Genomic DNA, 15,677 nt, shown 5'->3' on the forward strand with positions numbered 1-15,677 from the left:
GCCAGAGAAAGTCTCAGGATTTCCTGTCCGCCTGGGGACCGTCTTCCTGGGGAGTGCGCCAGGATCCTTGATCAAGAGATGGAGCAGCTTGGCCGGCCATCTCTTTTATCGCAAGAGCCCAGTGCTCCAGAGCTTTTCCGGTGGGGCACCCCTCGCGCTCCCATATGGCATAGGCGCGAGCTCGAAGCTGATCGTCACGGGAGCGCTGCATGGCGTGTTCCTTATGTTGAACTTGATGAGTCGACTTGCGGAGTACGGCGCGTTCTAGGGCTCATGGGGGCTCATGACATTGGATGCGGCAACATCGACGCGGCCACCTCCACATCGGTGCGCATCGCATCGGGCGATTCTTTGAGCACACGGATGTCGGCGCCTAGAGCGGCCGCCGCATCCTGCCTTCTTCAAGTAAAGCAGCGTGTCATGCCCACCCGCTGTCGCCCCCAGCGATCCCCGCATACGATGCAGGGTTCGCTTGTCCATCGCGCTCACCGTCCGCTTTGACTTACGAACAAGCTCAACGAGGTCCTTATCCTCCGTCCTCCATATTGGCAGCGCAGCTCGGAACATTACGATCTGTTCTTCGATGTCATCCATTTGAGGTTGTTCCATGACGGCCATCTATGCGATACTTGAGGGGAGGTTTCACTGATTTCAAAAGGTACAGGAAAGATCTCTCGGGCCTCAGTTTCGGCGAAGTTCAATTCGGCTGGTTATGACCGGCTTGCCTGTCTTCGAATCCGTATCAATGGTGGTGAGACGCATTCCGGATGAGCCGATTTTTTCGATAGTCATCTGCGCTTTCCTGTCGCCGTTAACCTCCTTCGCCCAGGTGATGCCGAGGTTGATGGTGTCGCCAGAACGTTGCCCACCAAGACCGGCCGTTCCCGTGCCCGCGCCGACATAAGAGCCGGAGTAGCGGCCACCGTTCGCCTTGAGGTCTGCGGATATGACCCGCGAGAAGATGGCAAGGCTGGTGCACTTGCCACCGAGGGCTAATGAATTGGTGCTGGTGTTGGACCTGAAGCGGCAGGTGACATTGATGGTCGGGGCGTTGATACGGACCTTGACGGTTCCTTTGCCGCTCCAGTTTCCAGAAAGAGATTCCAAAAAGGCCGCCTCGTCGGCATGGGCAACACCGCCTGACAAAAGGACGAGCAGTGCGATCGCAGTCGCTAAGGACTGGGTGAGGTGTCGATGCATGGAAATTCTCTTTCGTACCGCGTCCGATGCTAGGTCGGCATGTGCTGGTCACAGAGGAAGGTATGACAGCAAACCTTCTCACCACGTCTTTGTTCCCTGCAGCAGAATCCAACTGCGAATTTTTAAAAGAGCGGGTCTGCATTTCTTTGGGCATCGCACGCGTTCAAGCCGTCGGCTAGCTCCTTCGCATCGACCTTGCTCAGTTGAACGAAATCTCTGCCGTTGCTTGCCGCTGGCAGTCCCGTCGTTGTGTCTACGATCTTCAAAGCCCCAGCGTGATCCTTGCTTACGGCGTAGCGCTCGCTCGTGCGTACGCTCGAATGGAAGAGAGGATCATAGTCATCGTTGTTGAAACTAGAAGACATCCGAGACCACCGTACCGATCAAAATCACTCCCGCCATACCGACGTACATGCTCCATAGGACAGCTATAACCCGTGGATTCGTCTGCGCTCGCAATGTGCGGTCATCTATCGGAGCATGGCGTGCTGAGACGTCTTTGAACCTAGACATTTTACGTTTTCGGCCCGTCTTTCGAAGGTTTTTCTCTGGCGTCGCGAAAGCCTTTTTCTGCCTGATCCTTCAATTTCTCACTGGCTGTTGGGGTCGGTTCGTGCCGCGTCGGTGGTCTGGTCGGGGTTTTTATAGGTCATAGCGTCATCCTCGTTGCACAGCGAACAACCAAGGGGCGGTATAGTTCGCTGAGTTTGATCGCCATTCTGGCACGGCGTCGACAAGGCTGCGCAGGTGTCGCCGGGAGCCACGTGGAGGGGCTGGACGTTCCAGAGTTGAGGGTTCAGGTTCGATGCCGACCATACGCTCATGATTCAGTGCATGACGATGTCATCGCTTCGTACGATAGGACGGGTTGAGTAATGACCGCAGTCTTCCTTCAAACTCCCGCGAGCGTTCAAAGTCCGGTGCTGGACTGGATAGACAGGGCGATTCGTCCGGCCATCGGACAGGTGCCAGTCATCCCGCTGCTTCAGAAATCGCTCCTAAAGCAACCCCATAGAGCGGGGGATCTGGAAAGTCAGTTTTATGCCAATCCGCAAAATTTCCTGGACCGTGACATCAGTTGACACAGTCAGTTCGCAATGGCACGTACGGCCATGATCAATCGTCAATCCCGCAACGTTTCACTTACGCCCGAACTTGAGGGTTTCATCAATCGATGCCTCGCATCCGGCAACTTTGCCAATGCCAGCGAGGTCGTGCGCGCGGGCCTTCTCGCCCTTAGGGACGTGGATGGGAAGCCGAAGCCAACCCCTGCTACCGGCTGGCCGATTGGCGGCGGGGAATGTGGCAACCTCATCCGAACTAAGGAATGGGCCAATCACATCCTTGGCGCGGTTGAGGAATGGTCTGCGGAATTGCGGGCGACAGTCGCCAATATTGTAAATTCACCGGTTGCCAAGGTGCTCATGTGGGGCGCTGATCACATCATGCTTTACAACGATGCCTACCGGGAGATCGCAGGGGAGCGTCATCCAATGGCATTGGGCACGCCCGTTGCAAGCGCCTTCCCCGAGGTCTGGGACTGGAACCGGCCGATTCTGCAAGGCGGCCTGAACGGCAAAACCGTGGTTCATCGTGATCAACCGATCGTTTTTCAGCGACCGCATGGTCCTCAGACAATGATGCTCGACCTCTTCTACACGCCTGTCTACGACGCAAACGGTTCGGTGGGCGGGGTTATGTGCACGATCGTCGATAACAGTGCGAAGGTTACCGCGGAGACCAAGCTTGCTGCCCGCGAGGCCGAGCTGCGTCGGGTCACAGACGCCGTTCCAATGCTGATCTCCTACGTGGATCGCGACCACATCTATCGCTTTGCAAACGCCGCTTACCGAGACTGGTTTGATATCGATCCGCAGTCGATGGTCGGACAGCACGTAGAAAGTATGATCGGCAAACAGGCTTACGCCGACCGAAAAGCCTCGATCGATCGTGGATTATCGGGCGAGACATTTTCAGCTGAAACGACTATGCCGCGTGCAGACGGTACACTGCGGCGCCTGGAAGTGCGGTATGTACCGCATGTCGAGCCCGATGGTTCGATACCGGGCGTCCATATCCTCGGCATCGATGTGGAGGAGCGTGCGACCCGCGAGGCCGCCATCGCATTCAGCAATGGGCGCTTCCGCACCGCCATGGACGCGGTCCACGGGATCCTGTGGACTAATAGCGCCGATGGCCGCATGGTCGGGGTACAACCCGGATGGGCCGCCCTCACCGGGCAGACGCAGGATGAGTATCAGGGATACGGCTGGTCGAGGGCGGTCCACCCGGACGATTCTGCTGGAAGTGTGGAGGCCTGGCAGCGGGCGGTCGCGACGAAGACCATGTTTTTATACGAGCACCGGGTGCGCAGGCATGATGGCGCTTGGCGCCAGTTTGCGGTACGCGCCCTTCCTATTCTCGACAAAACAGGCGAGATCGTCGAATGGGTCGGCGTGCACACCGACATAACGCATCAAAGGGCAGCCGAAGCTGCGCTGCGGGAGCAGGCAGATACATTGGCGCAGCAGGTCCGGCATCGCGAACGAGCTGAGGAACAACTACGGCAGCTGAACGAAACGCTTGAGGCCCGCGTTATCGCTGAAATCGCCGAGCGCCGGCAGGCGGAAGTCAAGCTTGCGCAATCTCAGAAGATGGAGACCGTTGGCAAACTGACGGGCGGCGTGGCTCACGACTTCAACAATTTGCTGCAGGTGGTATCGGGAAATCTTGCACTGCTTGCGAAAGACATCGCCGGCAATGAGCGTGCCGAGAAACGCGTGTCGAATGCAATGGCGGGTGTCAGCCGCGGCGCCAAGCTCGCAAGCCAGCTGCTTGCCTTTGGTCGGCGTCAGGCACTTGAGCCCAAGGTCGTGAACATCAGCCGCTTCGTACAAGGCATGGACGACATGCTGCGCCGGGCGATTGGCGAGGCTGTCGAGGTCGAAACCGTCGTGGCGGGTGGGCTGTGGAACACGTTTATCGATCCTGCCCAGATCGAGAATGCGCTCCTCAACCTCGCCATCAATGCGCGTGATGCGATGGACGGCCAGGGCAAGCTCACCATCGAACTGTCAAACGCGCATCTCGACGAGCTTTATGCGCGAACGCACGATGAAGTAACGCCCGGTCAGTACGTCCTGCTGGCCGTCACAGATACGGGAACCGGCATGTCGCCGGAGATCATCGACAAGGTCTTCGAACCGTTCTTTTCGACGAAAGCCGAGGGCAAGGGTTCCGGCCTCGGGCTTTCGATGGTCTACGGCTTCGTCAAGCAGTCAGGCGGTCATGTTAAGATCTATTCCGAAGTCGGTCACGGCACGACGATCAAGCTTTATCTTCCCAGAGCCCTCCAGGCCGAAGACATGGAAGTGAACGTCGACAACGGCCCGATAGCAGGTGGCACGGAAACCGTCCTCGTCGTCGAGGATGACGAAGAGGTGCGGGAGACCGTTGTCGCCCTCCTTGCAGACCTCGGCTATCGTGTGCTGAAGGCGGTCGATGCCGCCAGCGCGCTTAACGTGATCGATAGCGGCATACCCATCGACATCCTGTTCACGGATGTCGTCATGCCCGGCAATTTGAAAAGCCCTGAGCTGGCGCGCAAGGCCAAAGAGCGCCTCCCCGAGATCGCCGTGCTGTTCACATCGGGATATACCGAGAATTCCATCGTCCACGGCGGCAAGCTCGACGCCGGCGTCGAGCTTCTTTCGAAGCCGTACACCCGGGATGCCCTGGCAAAAAAGTTCAGGCACGTCATCAACAATCAGCGACAGAAGTCGGGTGCTGCGCCCTCCCCGGCTCCAAAAGCCCCTGAGACTTCGTTGCCCGAACCATCTGCACAGCTAACGATCATCCTGGTTGAAGACGATCCGCTGATCCGGATGAACACGTCCGATATCCTCAAGGAAGCAGGCCACATCGTGGTCGACGCGGGAAGCGCCGAGGAGGCTATGGCCGCGCTGGAAACGGTTCCCTTCGACCTCCTGGTAACCGACATCAGCCTTCCGGGCGCCTCGGGCAAAGTTCTTGCGGAGCGGGCGCGCGCCTTGCGGCCTTCGTCGAGAATCATATTCGCGACCGGTGACGCCTCGGCCGTGCGGGCTTCCGACGGGGTCGTTCTCAGCAAGCCCTACGATGCCGAGCAACTCAACCGGGCGATCCTGCCAAGAGACGCAATCTCCAAGTCGCTTGACCAAGAAGACGAAGTGGACGCGACGAAGTAGGTTTCACGGCGCGCGGCGTGACGTCAGGCACGGCAGCTCAATATGCATCGACGCACTCTGCAGCGTCTCCTTATTCGGGGAAAGCCCAAAACATGAAGCGCAGTTGAGATAATGGGAGTGCTGTGGATGAGGCTGATCCGAGCGCCAAGTTAATCGTAGAACAATAGCCTGCAGAGCCGCTAGCGGCGGGCTCGCGCTGACGCGACGTGGAGCTTTACGGCGAGACATAGCCGGCCGCATCTCTTCTCGAAGCGGCCGGCGTCTGATTTTGAGACTATATGTCTCAATGTAGCGGCGCGAATTTTCGAGTTATCAGTTATGGTGGCCGTCAAGCGTGCACACGGTTTCTGTGCCTCTTAGACCGAGCCATTTCCCTATATGCAAGATACATCGGCCCCTACCATACGATGGTCACCTATGATCCAAAGACTGCGTTAAAGCAGACCGCCGATATATAAGTGACAGTGACAGAGCGCTACGGAAGCCAAGATTGGGCTCTCGCGCTGCCAACTCCATTGGAAAAGCCCGCGACCAGCGCGGGCTGAGGTTTAAGCCGGCCCTCAAAATCGAGCCTTGTCGACGACTTTCTTCACCGCTTCCCTCGCGTCGCCCCTGGCGACCTGTGCCTTCACCTTGGCTTCCTGAAGAGCACCCCTTTGCCTGTTCCTCATAGTTTCCTGCTGCCTTACCTGCAGGCTGGACTGCCTTCCCAAAACAACTTCGTCGGCGGCGCCTTCAATTTCGTTGGAGGCGCTACCCATTTGAATCTCGTGCTGTTTACGCTAAACGCGACATTTTTCGATTGTTTCGGCATGGCATGAGCCGGGATCAAGCAGATTCACGATGCCGGGCGGACTATCATTCTGGATATGACCTGGCAACCGGATGCGATTGAGCGGGCAAGCTCCAGCGCGAGGCCCTCGTCGGCGCGAGTCGACACGCATCCTGCGAGGACGACATAAGGTCCGAGAATAGACGCTGTGATCCGGGCGCCGGCAATTCGCCGATCCGCCGAGATGGCAGCCTCTACAGACGCTTTGGTACTGAGGCTCGAAAGACCAGCACCGTGGGAACCGGGATGCCGACTGTCGAATGCGTCGAAGTGCATGATCATTCGAAAGCGCCTTTCGGATCAGGAAGGTTATGTCAGCCTCGGATGTGGCTCGTAGCCTTGCGCAGCTTCAACTGCGAAATTCCAGCGGCTACGTTTAGTCCGGTGCCAGCTTCGGCGCTCAGCGGCTGAAGCGCAAAGTTTTTGGCATTGCCACCGACGAGCGCATTAGCGCCAAGACCCAATCCTACAGATGCGCTGGCAGAGGCGCCGACGTAAGTTCCGGCAAGGGCGCCATCGCCGACGCGGGTCGGGGTCGTATTAACAACCAGCCAACTCATGTATCGTTTGCCGGTGATACCAACATCGATCCCGAGCCTTCCGATCGATCCAGTGTAGCGCTCGACTTTTCCGGTACGTTGCTTGAACGAGCACTCAAGCGTACGGCTTGATCCGATGACGAGGCCGACGCCGCCGGCGACTTCGCAGGACAGTGTCCCCAACCGCTCTTTGGGCTCCTGCGCGACGAGCTGCTTTGAGTGTTGCGGCGCATGATGCTTGGTGACCGCTCCCGCGGATCCTGCGAAAGCCAATGTAAATGCGGCGAACGTTGCGAGAGTACGTTTCATCTAAAGCTCCTGTGGACTTTGATCTATCGGCGCCGTAACGCGCCGAACGCGCAATAGTTCAATGTTTTGGTGCGCACCCAAAGATATATTCAGCATGAGCCGGCTGAGACAGCTGTGATTTCTCGCAGCGTTGGCGTTCAGCTTACGACTTGACTACGTTCCGCGCTCATCTCTCGCCGCGGTGTGCATGCAAAAGGTCTTTCCCCCATGGCTCCTTTGTGGGTTGCATTTCGAAGCTACTTCCATCCCCAACCCGGAACCTGACACCGCGGGCGCGGCGGTCGCCAGCGCTGCTGGCGTAAGCTTACACAGTGGCTTCGTCGTCTCATCTTCGCACTCGATTAGACCGGCGTCACAGGCAATGGTGGCCGTCGTGAGTGTTGACCGTGAGTTGAGCCAGTCAAGGCATTGAAATTTGGCGACCGTTTCCCTGACCGAATTCCTGCATCCAGTTGGAACCAAGATCGTTGACGTTGGTTATTCAGTTTGCAACGCATCAATCAAGTGTTGTCTCTACTGTCACCCTGGTTCGCCGGGGCGCCCTATTCGGATGATCCTCATGAAATTGAATTTAGTCTGCTTGCTAATCGTGGTGGCAGTCGCAGGCTGTACAAACCGAAGTCACTCAGGCACCATGAGCGACACCGAGCTCTCTCTTCGAAACACTCCTCAATACGGGCGCGCCATCGGGCCTCAGCTTGACGCCCAACACGTGAGATGAGACGATCTAGTCGTCGATCGCTATCCAGGCGAAATGCCATTCGTCAGGCTCGCCAAGTGCATGATTGTACCCGCCGTGCCAGTGATATGCTGCCTCGCCCTCAGTTCGTCGATCAATCAAGCTGCTGAGGGGATTCCTAGAAGCTGACATCGATGAATAGCGCCCTCGACCTCCTCGAGCGAGCCGATCCCGACATTGGGAACATTGCCCGGTCTCATCAACGTCCAACTGTATTGCCGCATATCCTCTCCTTCGATGAAACGAAGGGGCCTTCGACCTTCACGTCTGCGAGCCTCCGGCCTCTCGGGCACCGCGTCACAGTTAGGCGAGCAACGCGACCGCGCACACAATGCCGGTGAAAAGCGGAAGTTCCGCGCATGGGACAATTGGATATCTTTGCCGGCTCTTTCCTTCGGGAAGATCATGCATAGCTAGTTCATGTCGTTTTTGACGAACTTTTCATAGGAATTGCAACTTACATGGGTGCATCTGTTTTGATCGGAATTCTGATCGCGTTTCTTGTTATTATTTTCGTACTGTACCTGGTCCAGCGTTTGCCCATAGACGGCCGAATGCGCCAAATTGTTCAGATCATCGTTATCATTATCGGCATCATATCGCTCCTGAAGTACCTCGCGGATTGGTAGCGCTGGGAATCGTTGCCAACATAATGCATATGGTTATCTCTATCTAACGGTCTCGTAGCCATATACCGCTGGCCCATCAGCATCAGCTCGTCGAGCTCGCGTCGGCGGGCTTTTGATTTGTCAAATCCATTTCGGACGAACTGAATGGGCAGCTAAGCCGACGAAGCTTGGCAACTCATGGAAACATCGTCTTCACTCTGGGTGTTATGTTGGAAAACAATCATGTCGGCATCGCGGACGCATACGCTGAAGGAAGAACTATCAGACTCAATTCCTTGGGAAAGCGGGGCGGCGCGCGCCTGCGTAACGGCATCCACGGAACAATTTCGAGTCTGCAGAGATGCAGACGCGGTTGAGTCGGCCGGTTAGATGCTTATTGCTATCCAGGAGCGACTTGGCGAAAGAGACATACCCGACTGGCAATCATTGAAGGTCATTGCCGAAGAGGGGGCTCGCTCCTGCCGCCACCGTAAAGAACGCGCCACTGAGAGTGTCTGAGGCGAAGCGGTATTGAGGAAATCACATCAGGATAAAACATACTTTCCTCATGAAATTCGCTCTTGGCTTGGCCGCGTTCCCATTGAACGTGGCCCTCTTTTGCCAGCGTCGAGTGATCGCCTTGAAAAGAGACATTCAAAAAAAGCGACTGTCCTTGAGTTCCAAATCACGCGTGGAGGCGCGGAGCTCCACTCACACCCGCTAGCAGTGTTGTCCGTTGTCGTCGCCGTCTATCGCGTTGGAACTCAACAATCAGTCCAGCTGACGGCGAGGCGGTAAGCGCCCGTTTTCGGGACCCGGGGAGCTTGATACAAAGCACCTCAAACTCCTATTTATTTCTCCCCGAGCACATTGTTCACGAGTGGTGTCGGCTGGAACCAGGCCCTGGCAACGCTCTCTGCACGGTGTAAACTTTATTGCTCCTTAAGCAAAGCGGGCCTGCCGTCAGCCGAGAGACCGCGATGTCATCGTGAGCTGCATTTGCTCTACACGACGTATATCTTTCACGGTTCGATCGTCCATCGACCCGCGCATTCATCAGCGATCTCGCAGCTGTGTTGGATCCCGCCGACACCAAATGTAACACTCGAGCAGTGGCCTGAGCGGGAGTTTTCTCCCGCTTGGCTGGCTTAGAAGCTCTTCCGGAAACCGAACGTAACAGCATCGCTCCGGAAATCGGTACTGGAAGACGTTCCATCTCGAGCTGTGAAGTCGAAGTTGTCCGCAGCCGTGAACCTGTACCCGATATCGAGCGTCGTGTTGTCGAATAGCGAGACGTTCGAGAACAAGCCAAGTCCCTGCAAATTGATGCCAACCCCGGCATCGAGGTGATATGCAAACGCCGTGTCGCTGTCATCCATCAATGTTCCTACACCCCCGACGCCTTGCTTGCGCAGATCCACGTTTATGAAGCCGACGCCGCCGCCGACATATGGGATGATAGCGCTCAAGGCCCCGTCGGTAGCGAGCGGAACATCGACGTACCCGTTGACATAACCCTGAAATGTCCTTGCATCGCCGTATGAATTGATGCCACCCAACCCGACGCCGCCGACGCTATGTTCGTCGACGCTGGCAGTACCATAACCTAGTTCAAGCTCGAGTCGGGGGGATACAAAACCATAAGCTCCGAAGTCATAACCTGCACGAAGTGCGCTGTAATAGCCAACATCGTAGTCCGTTCTGACCGTCCCGCCGGCGAAATCGAAACTTGTGTCGTCCAGAAAATTCACGGAACTCAGCGAACCGATGTAAAATCCGGAGGTCGACTGAACCGAAACGGCCTGCTCAACGGGCGCAACCAAATCCGCAGCGAAAGCCGATGACGTTGAAGAAACCATAACGGCGAAAAGTGCGGCTGAAATTTTCATGGTAGACCTGCGCTCCATGCCATCGAAACAATCGATAGCTCCTGACGCAACAACTAGGAGAGACGCGGTCTCCGACCAGATCAGCGAGGTTAAGTGTTCGTCCTTCGGAAGTGGCCGTGACAAAAAGGCAACGCCGAATACGCCGGGACGCGACGGGCTTTGCCGCACTATTGTGTAGGAAGACCACTGCTACGATACCTAAACGATCCCTCCACCTGAGTTTCGGAGGTCTGGTCGGGGAAGCGATGTCCGCGCTGAGAATGATAAAGGAAGACATTGCTACCGGCCGCTGGCTACTGAGGCTGCGACGGCGCCCTCCTCACGATTGTGGCAGTAGCGCTAGCTAGAAGTTGGGCCGTGCGATCTGAGAGCTTTTGGAGGGGGCGGCAACAATTGCAGCCCGAAGTGATAGCCTAGCGCCACGCCGATATGTTCCGACTGGCTTGAATTTTAGCGGAGCTTCAATCCTTTCGCCGCCCGCTCTGCGATTGCAGATGTCGGTTTGAACGTGCCGGGCCTGGGTAACCCGCCTCGATTCTCTGGTAGAACAAAAAAATGGCGGGCTTTGGCCCGCCATATGCCCTTACATCTCCACTTTGTTGTGGTCACCCAGATCAGGTCTGGTACTGCTAACGGCTGCAGCCGCCATCTTGATATAGCTAATCAGAGTCCCTGGACTATCCCAGTACTCAGCCGAACTAGGCGTGACCTTCAGGATCCGGATCGACGGATCGTCAGCGCTATCCCACCATGCCTTCGCGGGCGTCGACCACAGTTCATGGATCTTCTCGCGATCGTTCAGCACCCGGGCGACCCCGGAGATAGACACATATTTCTGCCCCTTTGCGTCGGCAAATGCCAAGCAGATGTTAGGATGCTGCTCGACTTCCTCGTCCTTGTGACTCTCGACATCGGTCAGGAAGTAGAAGGCGTTTTCAACTCGCTCGCCATGTGCTGACATTGGCCTCGCCTTCAACTCCGCGCCGGATTGTGTCGTCAGCATGCAGAAGCCGATTTTTTTGGCAAGGTCCCATACCTTCTCGTTGTCGTGTTCGATATTCGCCATGCGTGTTTCTCCTAAACGGTCTTAGAAAACGACCGATACCGGGCGAAGTTCCACACCGTGCGCTTTGGCGTTCATCCGATCGATGCACGATGACGGGCAAGCGATTGAAATGAACGCAGGCCTCCACAGCCGGCGAGCGGGAGGCTGTGGCAACTCTCAATACCCGCGACGCCAGGCCTCAACCTTCTGGCCGCCGAACAGACGGTGCGTCGGCATTTGGAAGATTAGTAGGGTTGGAGCATGGGCAGTGCCGATGACTGTCCAGCCTGTCAAGCTGGCTTAAGTCCAACTCAATACCGAGCGAAGCGATGTTCTGCTGCAACTGCTCGACCCGGCTTGCGCCGATCAGTACTGACGAAACGCCCGGTCGGTCGGAAAGCCATTTCAGCGCCACCTCGGCCGGCGACCGCCCGGATTTCCGACGCCATGGCTTTCACCACATCGACGACATCAAAATTACGCTCGGTGAACAGCATACCACCAAATGGGTTATCGCCGTTCAGTCAGCCGTCACTTTGTGACCGTCAGAACAGCGTGCATGCCAGCCTCGTAATGACCCTTGATGTTGCACAGCAACGGGTAGGAGCCCGAAATGAGATTGGCCTTCAAGCGGCCGTCAGTCTCTGGCTTCAATCCGAGACTTCGCCCAGGCTCTTGAGTTTGGACTCATCCACTCTGTGCTTAGCCGTGACGACCGGGATAATCGTATCGGCTGACTTCAGCTTGACGAGAGCCATCTCGTGCTCCTCAGTCATGGCGTCATTGTGGACCACAAACGTCATTTCTCCCGACTTGATCGAAGTTGATCAATGAACACCGTCATTGGACCGCCGCCCTCTCCGTCTTCGGTGACCTTCACAGTTGGCGCGGCAAACGATGAGACGGATGAGCAGAAGATAGCGAGAACAGTTACAGCCTAGGTTTTGGCAGGCATTCCAGATTGACCTCATAGGTAAAAGCTTGCTCACGCCTATAGCGGCATACTGACAGTTTCCTGAACATGTTAAGCGACGCCGAAAACAACTACCATCATGGGCTGAGCAACGCCTATCGCTCGCGTTTTAGCTGTAAGCATTTGATTTTGCTTTACCAAGCTAGTTAGCTAGAGCTTAAAAGGCGACTGCTAAAACTCGCACATGTTCCTCTTGGTACCGTCCGGCATGATAACGACAATCAAGCGCATTCTTTCATGCCGCTCCGGCAATTTCGGGTTGCTCACGGCAGTTCTTTTCATGCCCCTGGTCGGCGCGGCGGGGATGGCTATCGACTTCTCGCATGCGTTGGAAATCCGCACGCAACTCTTTGACGCGGCCGACGCGGCTGCCGTCGGAGCGGTAGCGGCGAAATCCCTGGCGGTTACCCAAGCCATGGCGATGCCGGCTGACGGCTCCATATCGGTTGGCGAAAGCGAAGCACGCAAACTTTTCGCCGGCCAGATGTCTGGGGAGGCTGCTACGCTTCCAATGGATCTGTCGGTGACGGTGACGCGCAATCTGAATAAGGTGACCTCAAACATAGCCTTCAAGACGTCGATACCCACGTCCTTCATGGCCATGTTTGGTAAAACGAGCATCGACATCTCGGGGACCGCTAGCGCGGAATATCAGACGGCATCATTTATGGATTTCTATATCCTTATCGACAACACTCCGTCGATGGGTGTCGGCGCCACCGCGGCTGATGTCGCCAAGATGCAAGCCAACACGACCGACAGCTGCGCATTCGCCTGTCACGATATCGCGAGCGGCAACAAGAGCTATTACAATCTCGCGAAGACACTCGGGGTAACGATGCGTATAGACACTGTTCGCCAGGCGACCCAGCAGTTGACAACAACCGCAAAGAGCACACGCGTTGCCAGTAACCAGTTTCGAATGGGTGTCTACACATTTGGCACTAAAGCCGAGGATGCTAAACTCACCACCATTTCGAACCCGACCTACGATCTGGATCAAGTTCGATCCTACACCGATGCCGTTGACCTGATGACTATCCCAAGCCAGGGATACAACAGCGACCAAACTACGAGCTTCGACAGTGCCCTGACGCAGATGAACACGATCATCACGCTCCCGGGGAGCGGGAACACCTCTGCGGACCCCCAGAAGATCCTGTTCTTCGTAGCCGATGGCGTCGGCGACAGCTACAAGCCATCTTCTTGCACGAAGAAAACGACCGGTGGCCGCTGCCAGGAACCTATCGATACGAGTTTTTGCGCTCCGTTGAAGGCACGCGGTGTGAAGATCGCCGTCCTCTACACGACCTACTTGCCGCTTCCAAGGAACAGCTGGTACAACACTTGGATTTCCCCGTTCCAAAGCCAGATTTCCAACAAGATGGCGGAATGCGCCTCACCCGGACTTTACTTCGAAGTAACGCCAACTGACGGTATCGCGGATGCGATGAAGGCTTTGTTCCTAAGGGTCGTTAAGCAACCGCGTCTGACATCTTAGAAACTACAACACTTCATCGACAAGCCGATGTCGATCCGCCACCGCGCTGCCAGTAGGTAGGAGTGGCAGCGTCAGGCAAAGCCCCACATACCGATGTCCTGCGCTTCAACGGCAAACGCGTACGCTCTCGGTGTGGTACCCGTCGTCATAGCTGCCCTGGACAGACTGGCCCTGATACCAGCACTGTGGCGGCGGCGGTAAATAATAGCGCGGCCCGCCATTATCGATTGCGCTGCCGATGAGGCCACCGACAAGGCCTGCAGCTATACCGCCCGCAATCAGTCCGCCGTAGTCGCGATGGTGATGATGGCGGTGCCACTCCGGCGGAGGACCTCCCCAATCTCGATCGTCATGCCAGCCCCGTCCGTCGTACTCCTGTGCCCCGGCTGTCCCAGCAGCGAGCGACACGGGGGCGGTTATCGCGGCAAGGAGAAGTGTCGAGACGATGACTTTCCTGAACATTATTCTGCTCCATAGACCGGTCGAACCCAAGCTCAGTGCGATGGACATTCCGGAATGACTGGCATTATGGCATTGTGCGCTGAATGTCGGTTGAATGCCCTGTTAAAGGATCTGTCAGAATGACATCACGACCGCTTCCGGGCATCGTCCAATCACAACAGACGCACCAGTTACTCAAAAAGAGAAGTTTGACTCTTTCCACGTGATCTGGGTGGAAGCGGCCCTGTCAGGGGAGGCGATCGGCGCCAATAGACAAATTCGTCCCCCTGCCCCAGGATCAGTCAGCAGCTTTTCCGACGGTATCTGCCACGAAAGCGCCGCGCTCGCCCATAGGCTTTGGCATGCCCGTCGTTGAGTCACGAAAGGTTTGGTGTTCCAGCTCCGCGTTGAGCTCGGCGCCAACGATCAGAATGACTACCGATATCCACACCCAAACCATCAGACCAATAAGGGCGCCCAGCGCGCCGTATGTAACATTATAGTTGGCGAAATTCTCGATGTAGAAGGAAAACAGCATCGACGCGGCGAGCCATAGCGCAGTGCTTAAGACAACACCCCAGCTTATCCACTTGAGCCTTGCCTTTTCTCGGCTTGGGCCATACCGGTAGATAACCGCGATGCCGCAGGCGACGAAAACCAGAATAAACGGCCAACGGGCGAAGCGGGCTAGTAGCTCCTGCCATCGTTCAAGCCAAAGATAGGCAAGAGCCGCGGGCATGACTCCAATCGCTGCGATGAGGACAATTGCGATCATCAAAGCGCCAAAGGTGAAGGCAAGAGATAAGAGATTGAGACTTATCCAGCTGCGTTTCTCGTCCTCCTGATAAGCAACGTTCATTGCGTCGAACAGCGCTTTCATGCCGCTGTTGGCGCTCCAGATCGCAACCACCAAGCCCGTAATAAAGGCCAAGCTAAGACTAGAGGTTTTCTGCTGGGTTAAGGCTGTCAATTGGTTGAGAATGAGATCGAACGACCCAGGGGGAAAAACGCCGGCAATAAAGCTGATATGGTCCATAATCGTCATTGGATCCGCGACGAACCCATAGAGCGCGACTAGTGCCCCCAATGCCGGAAATAGTGACAGCAGCAGGAAATACGTCACACCCGCCGCGATCAACGTGACGCGGTCGGCCATAACCGATTGGACGACTCGCCAGAATACATCCCTCAGACCTTTTGCTGGGATTTCATTTGGGGAATTGGCCTTGCGTCCTCGACCTGCCTCAAATTTCTCCGCGGTCTCCCTATTGTTCTCTTTACGCATCGCTGGTGCTCCCCGATCCCATTGGTGCCACAATCCTGGCGCCCGAAAAAGTCACTTCGAAGATGTGCAAACCCCGCGGGTTGTCAAATC

13 protein-coding genes and 1 pseudogene are annotated in these 15,677 nt (G+C 56.3%); 5 read left to right on the forward strand and 9 right to left on the reverse strand.

Annotation, left to right across the window (positions count from 1 at the left end):
* Positions 1-13: 13 nt before the first annotated feature.
* Both AC1DNK_RS27145 and AC1DNK_RS27150 read right to left on the reverse strand, forming a co-directional pair.
* Positions 14-211: a DUF2934 domain-containing protein gene (locus AC1DNK_RS27145; RefSeq protein WP_477944191.1), complete on the reverse strand. Its 198-nt coding sequence runs from the start codon at positions 209-211 to the stop codon at positions 14-16.
* A gap of 470 nt (positions 212-681) precedes the next feature.
* On the reverse strand, positions 682-1,200 hold the full coding sequence (locus tag AC1DNK_RS27150) for a hypothetical protein (protein ID WP_477944192.1): 519 nt from the start codon (positions 1,198-1,200) through the stop codon (positions 682-684).
* An 875-nt stretch (positions 1,201-2,075) separates the two neighbouring features.
* On the opposite strand from AC1DNK_RS27150, the gene AC1DNK_RS27155 reads away from it, so the two are divergent.
* The gene (locus AC1DNK_RS27155) at positions 2,076-2,282 is read left to right on the forward strand and encodes a hypothetical protein (RefSeq protein ID WP_477944193.1); all 207 of its coding nucleotides are present in this window, start codon (positions 2,076-2,078) and stop codon (positions 2,280-2,282) included.
* Between the two features lie 15 nt (positions 2,283-2,297).
* A complete protein-coding gene (locus AC1DNK_RS27160) occupies positions 2,298-5,426 on the forward strand; it encodes a PAS domain-containing protein (RefSeq protein ID WP_477944194.1) in 3,129 nt (1,042 codons plus the stop codon).
* Between the two features lie 560 nt (positions 5,427-5,986).
* Here the strand turns inward: AC1DNK_RS27160 and AC1DNK_RS27165 are convergent.
* Together AC1DNK_RS27165 and AC1DNK_RS27170 are read right to left on the reverse strand one after the other, a co-directional pair.
* Positions 5,987-6,187, reverse strand: a complete 201-nt coding sequence (locus AC1DNK_RS27165) for a CsbD family protein (protein WP_477944195.1) — start codon at positions 6,185-6,187, stop codon at positions 5,987-5,989.
* Positions 6,188-6,572: 385 nt separating this feature from the next.
* Positions 6,573-7,106 carry a DUF992 domain-containing protein gene (locus AC1DNK_RS27170; protein ID WP_477944196.1) on the reverse strand — a complete coding sequence of 178 codons (534 nt, stop codon included), beginning with the start codon at positions 7,104-7,106 and terminating at the stop codon, positions 6,573-6,575.
* A gap of 1,200 nt (positions 7,107-8,306) precedes the next feature.
* On the opposite strand from AC1DNK_RS27170, the gene AC1DNK_RS27175 reads away from it, so the two are divergent.
* Positions 8,307-8,474 carry a Thivi_2564 family membrane protein gene (locus tag AC1DNK_RS27175; RefSeq protein ID WP_477944197.1) on the forward strand — a complete coding sequence of 56 codons (168 nt, stop codon included), beginning with the start codon at positions 8,307-8,309 and terminating at the stop codon, positions 8,472-8,474.
* A gap of 1,127 nt (positions 8,475-9,601) precedes the next feature.
* On the opposite strand, the gene AC1DNK_RS27180 is transcribed toward AC1DNK_RS27175, so the two are convergent.
* The 3 genes from AC1DNK_RS27180 to AC1DNK_RS27190 all read right to left on the reverse strand — a co-directional run bounded on the left by AC1DNK_RS27180 (position 9,602) and on the right by AC1DNK_RS27190 (position 11,802).
* A complete protein-coding gene (locus AC1DNK_RS27180; protein ID WP_477944198.1) occupies positions 9,602-10,342 on the reverse strand; it encodes an outer membrane protein in 741 nt (246 codons plus the stop codon).
* A 583-nt stretch (positions 10,343-10,925) separates the two neighbouring features.
* Positions 10,926-11,408 (reverse strand): pyridoxamine 5'-phosphate oxidase family protein, encoded by a 483-nt coding sequence (locus AC1DNK_RS27185; protein ID WP_477944199.1) that lies wholly within the window; start codon positions 11,406-11,408, stop codon positions 10,926-10,928.
* Between the two features lie 178 nt (positions 11,409-11,586).
* Positions 11,587-11,802: an aldo/keto reductase gene (locus AC1DNK_RS27190; RefSeq protein ID WP_477944200.1), complete on the reverse strand. Its 216-nt coding sequence runs from the start codon at positions 11,800-11,802 to the stop codon at positions 11,587-11,589.
* Here AC1DNK_RS27190 and AC1DNK_RS27195 point away from each other — a divergent pair.
* Positions 11,717-11,929 carry a hypothetical protein gene (locus AC1DNK_RS27195; protein WP_477944242.1) on the forward strand — a complete coding sequence of 71 codons (213 nt, stop codon included), beginning with the start codon at positions 11,717-11,719 and terminating at the stop codon, positions 11,927-11,929. The two genes, AC1DNK_RS27190 and AC1DNK_RS27195, sit on opposite strands and share 86 nt — an antisense overlap.
* On the opposite strand, the pseudogene AC1DNK_RS27200 reads toward AC1DNK_RS27195, so the two are convergent.
* Positions 11,919-12,306: pseudogene (locus tag AC1DNK_RS27200) on the reverse strand (copper resistance protein). The gene AC1DNK_RS27195 and the pseudogene AC1DNK_RS27200 overlap by 11 nt on opposite strands.
* 262 nt (positions 12,307-12,568) lie before the next feature.
* Here AC1DNK_RS27200 and AC1DNK_RS27205 point away from each other — a divergent pair.
* Positions 12,569-13,861: a TadE/TadG family type IV pilus assembly protein gene (locus tag AC1DNK_RS27205; RefSeq protein WP_477944201.1), complete on the forward strand. Its 1,293-nt coding sequence runs from the start codon at positions 12,569-12,571 to the stop codon at positions 13,859-13,861.
* Positions 13,862-14,600: 739 nt separating this feature from the next.
* On the opposite strand, the gene AC1DNK_RS27210 is transcribed toward AC1DNK_RS27205, so the two are convergent.
* Positions 14,601-15,587: a YihY/virulence factor BrkB family protein gene (locus AC1DNK_RS27210; protein ID WP_477944202.1), complete on the reverse strand. Its 987-nt coding sequence runs from the start codon at positions 15,585-15,587 to the stop codon at positions 14,601-14,603.
* Positions 15,588-15,677 lie beyond the last annotated feature (90 nt).

This window comes from Rhizobium sp. 01N424 (genome assembly GCF_056399485.1).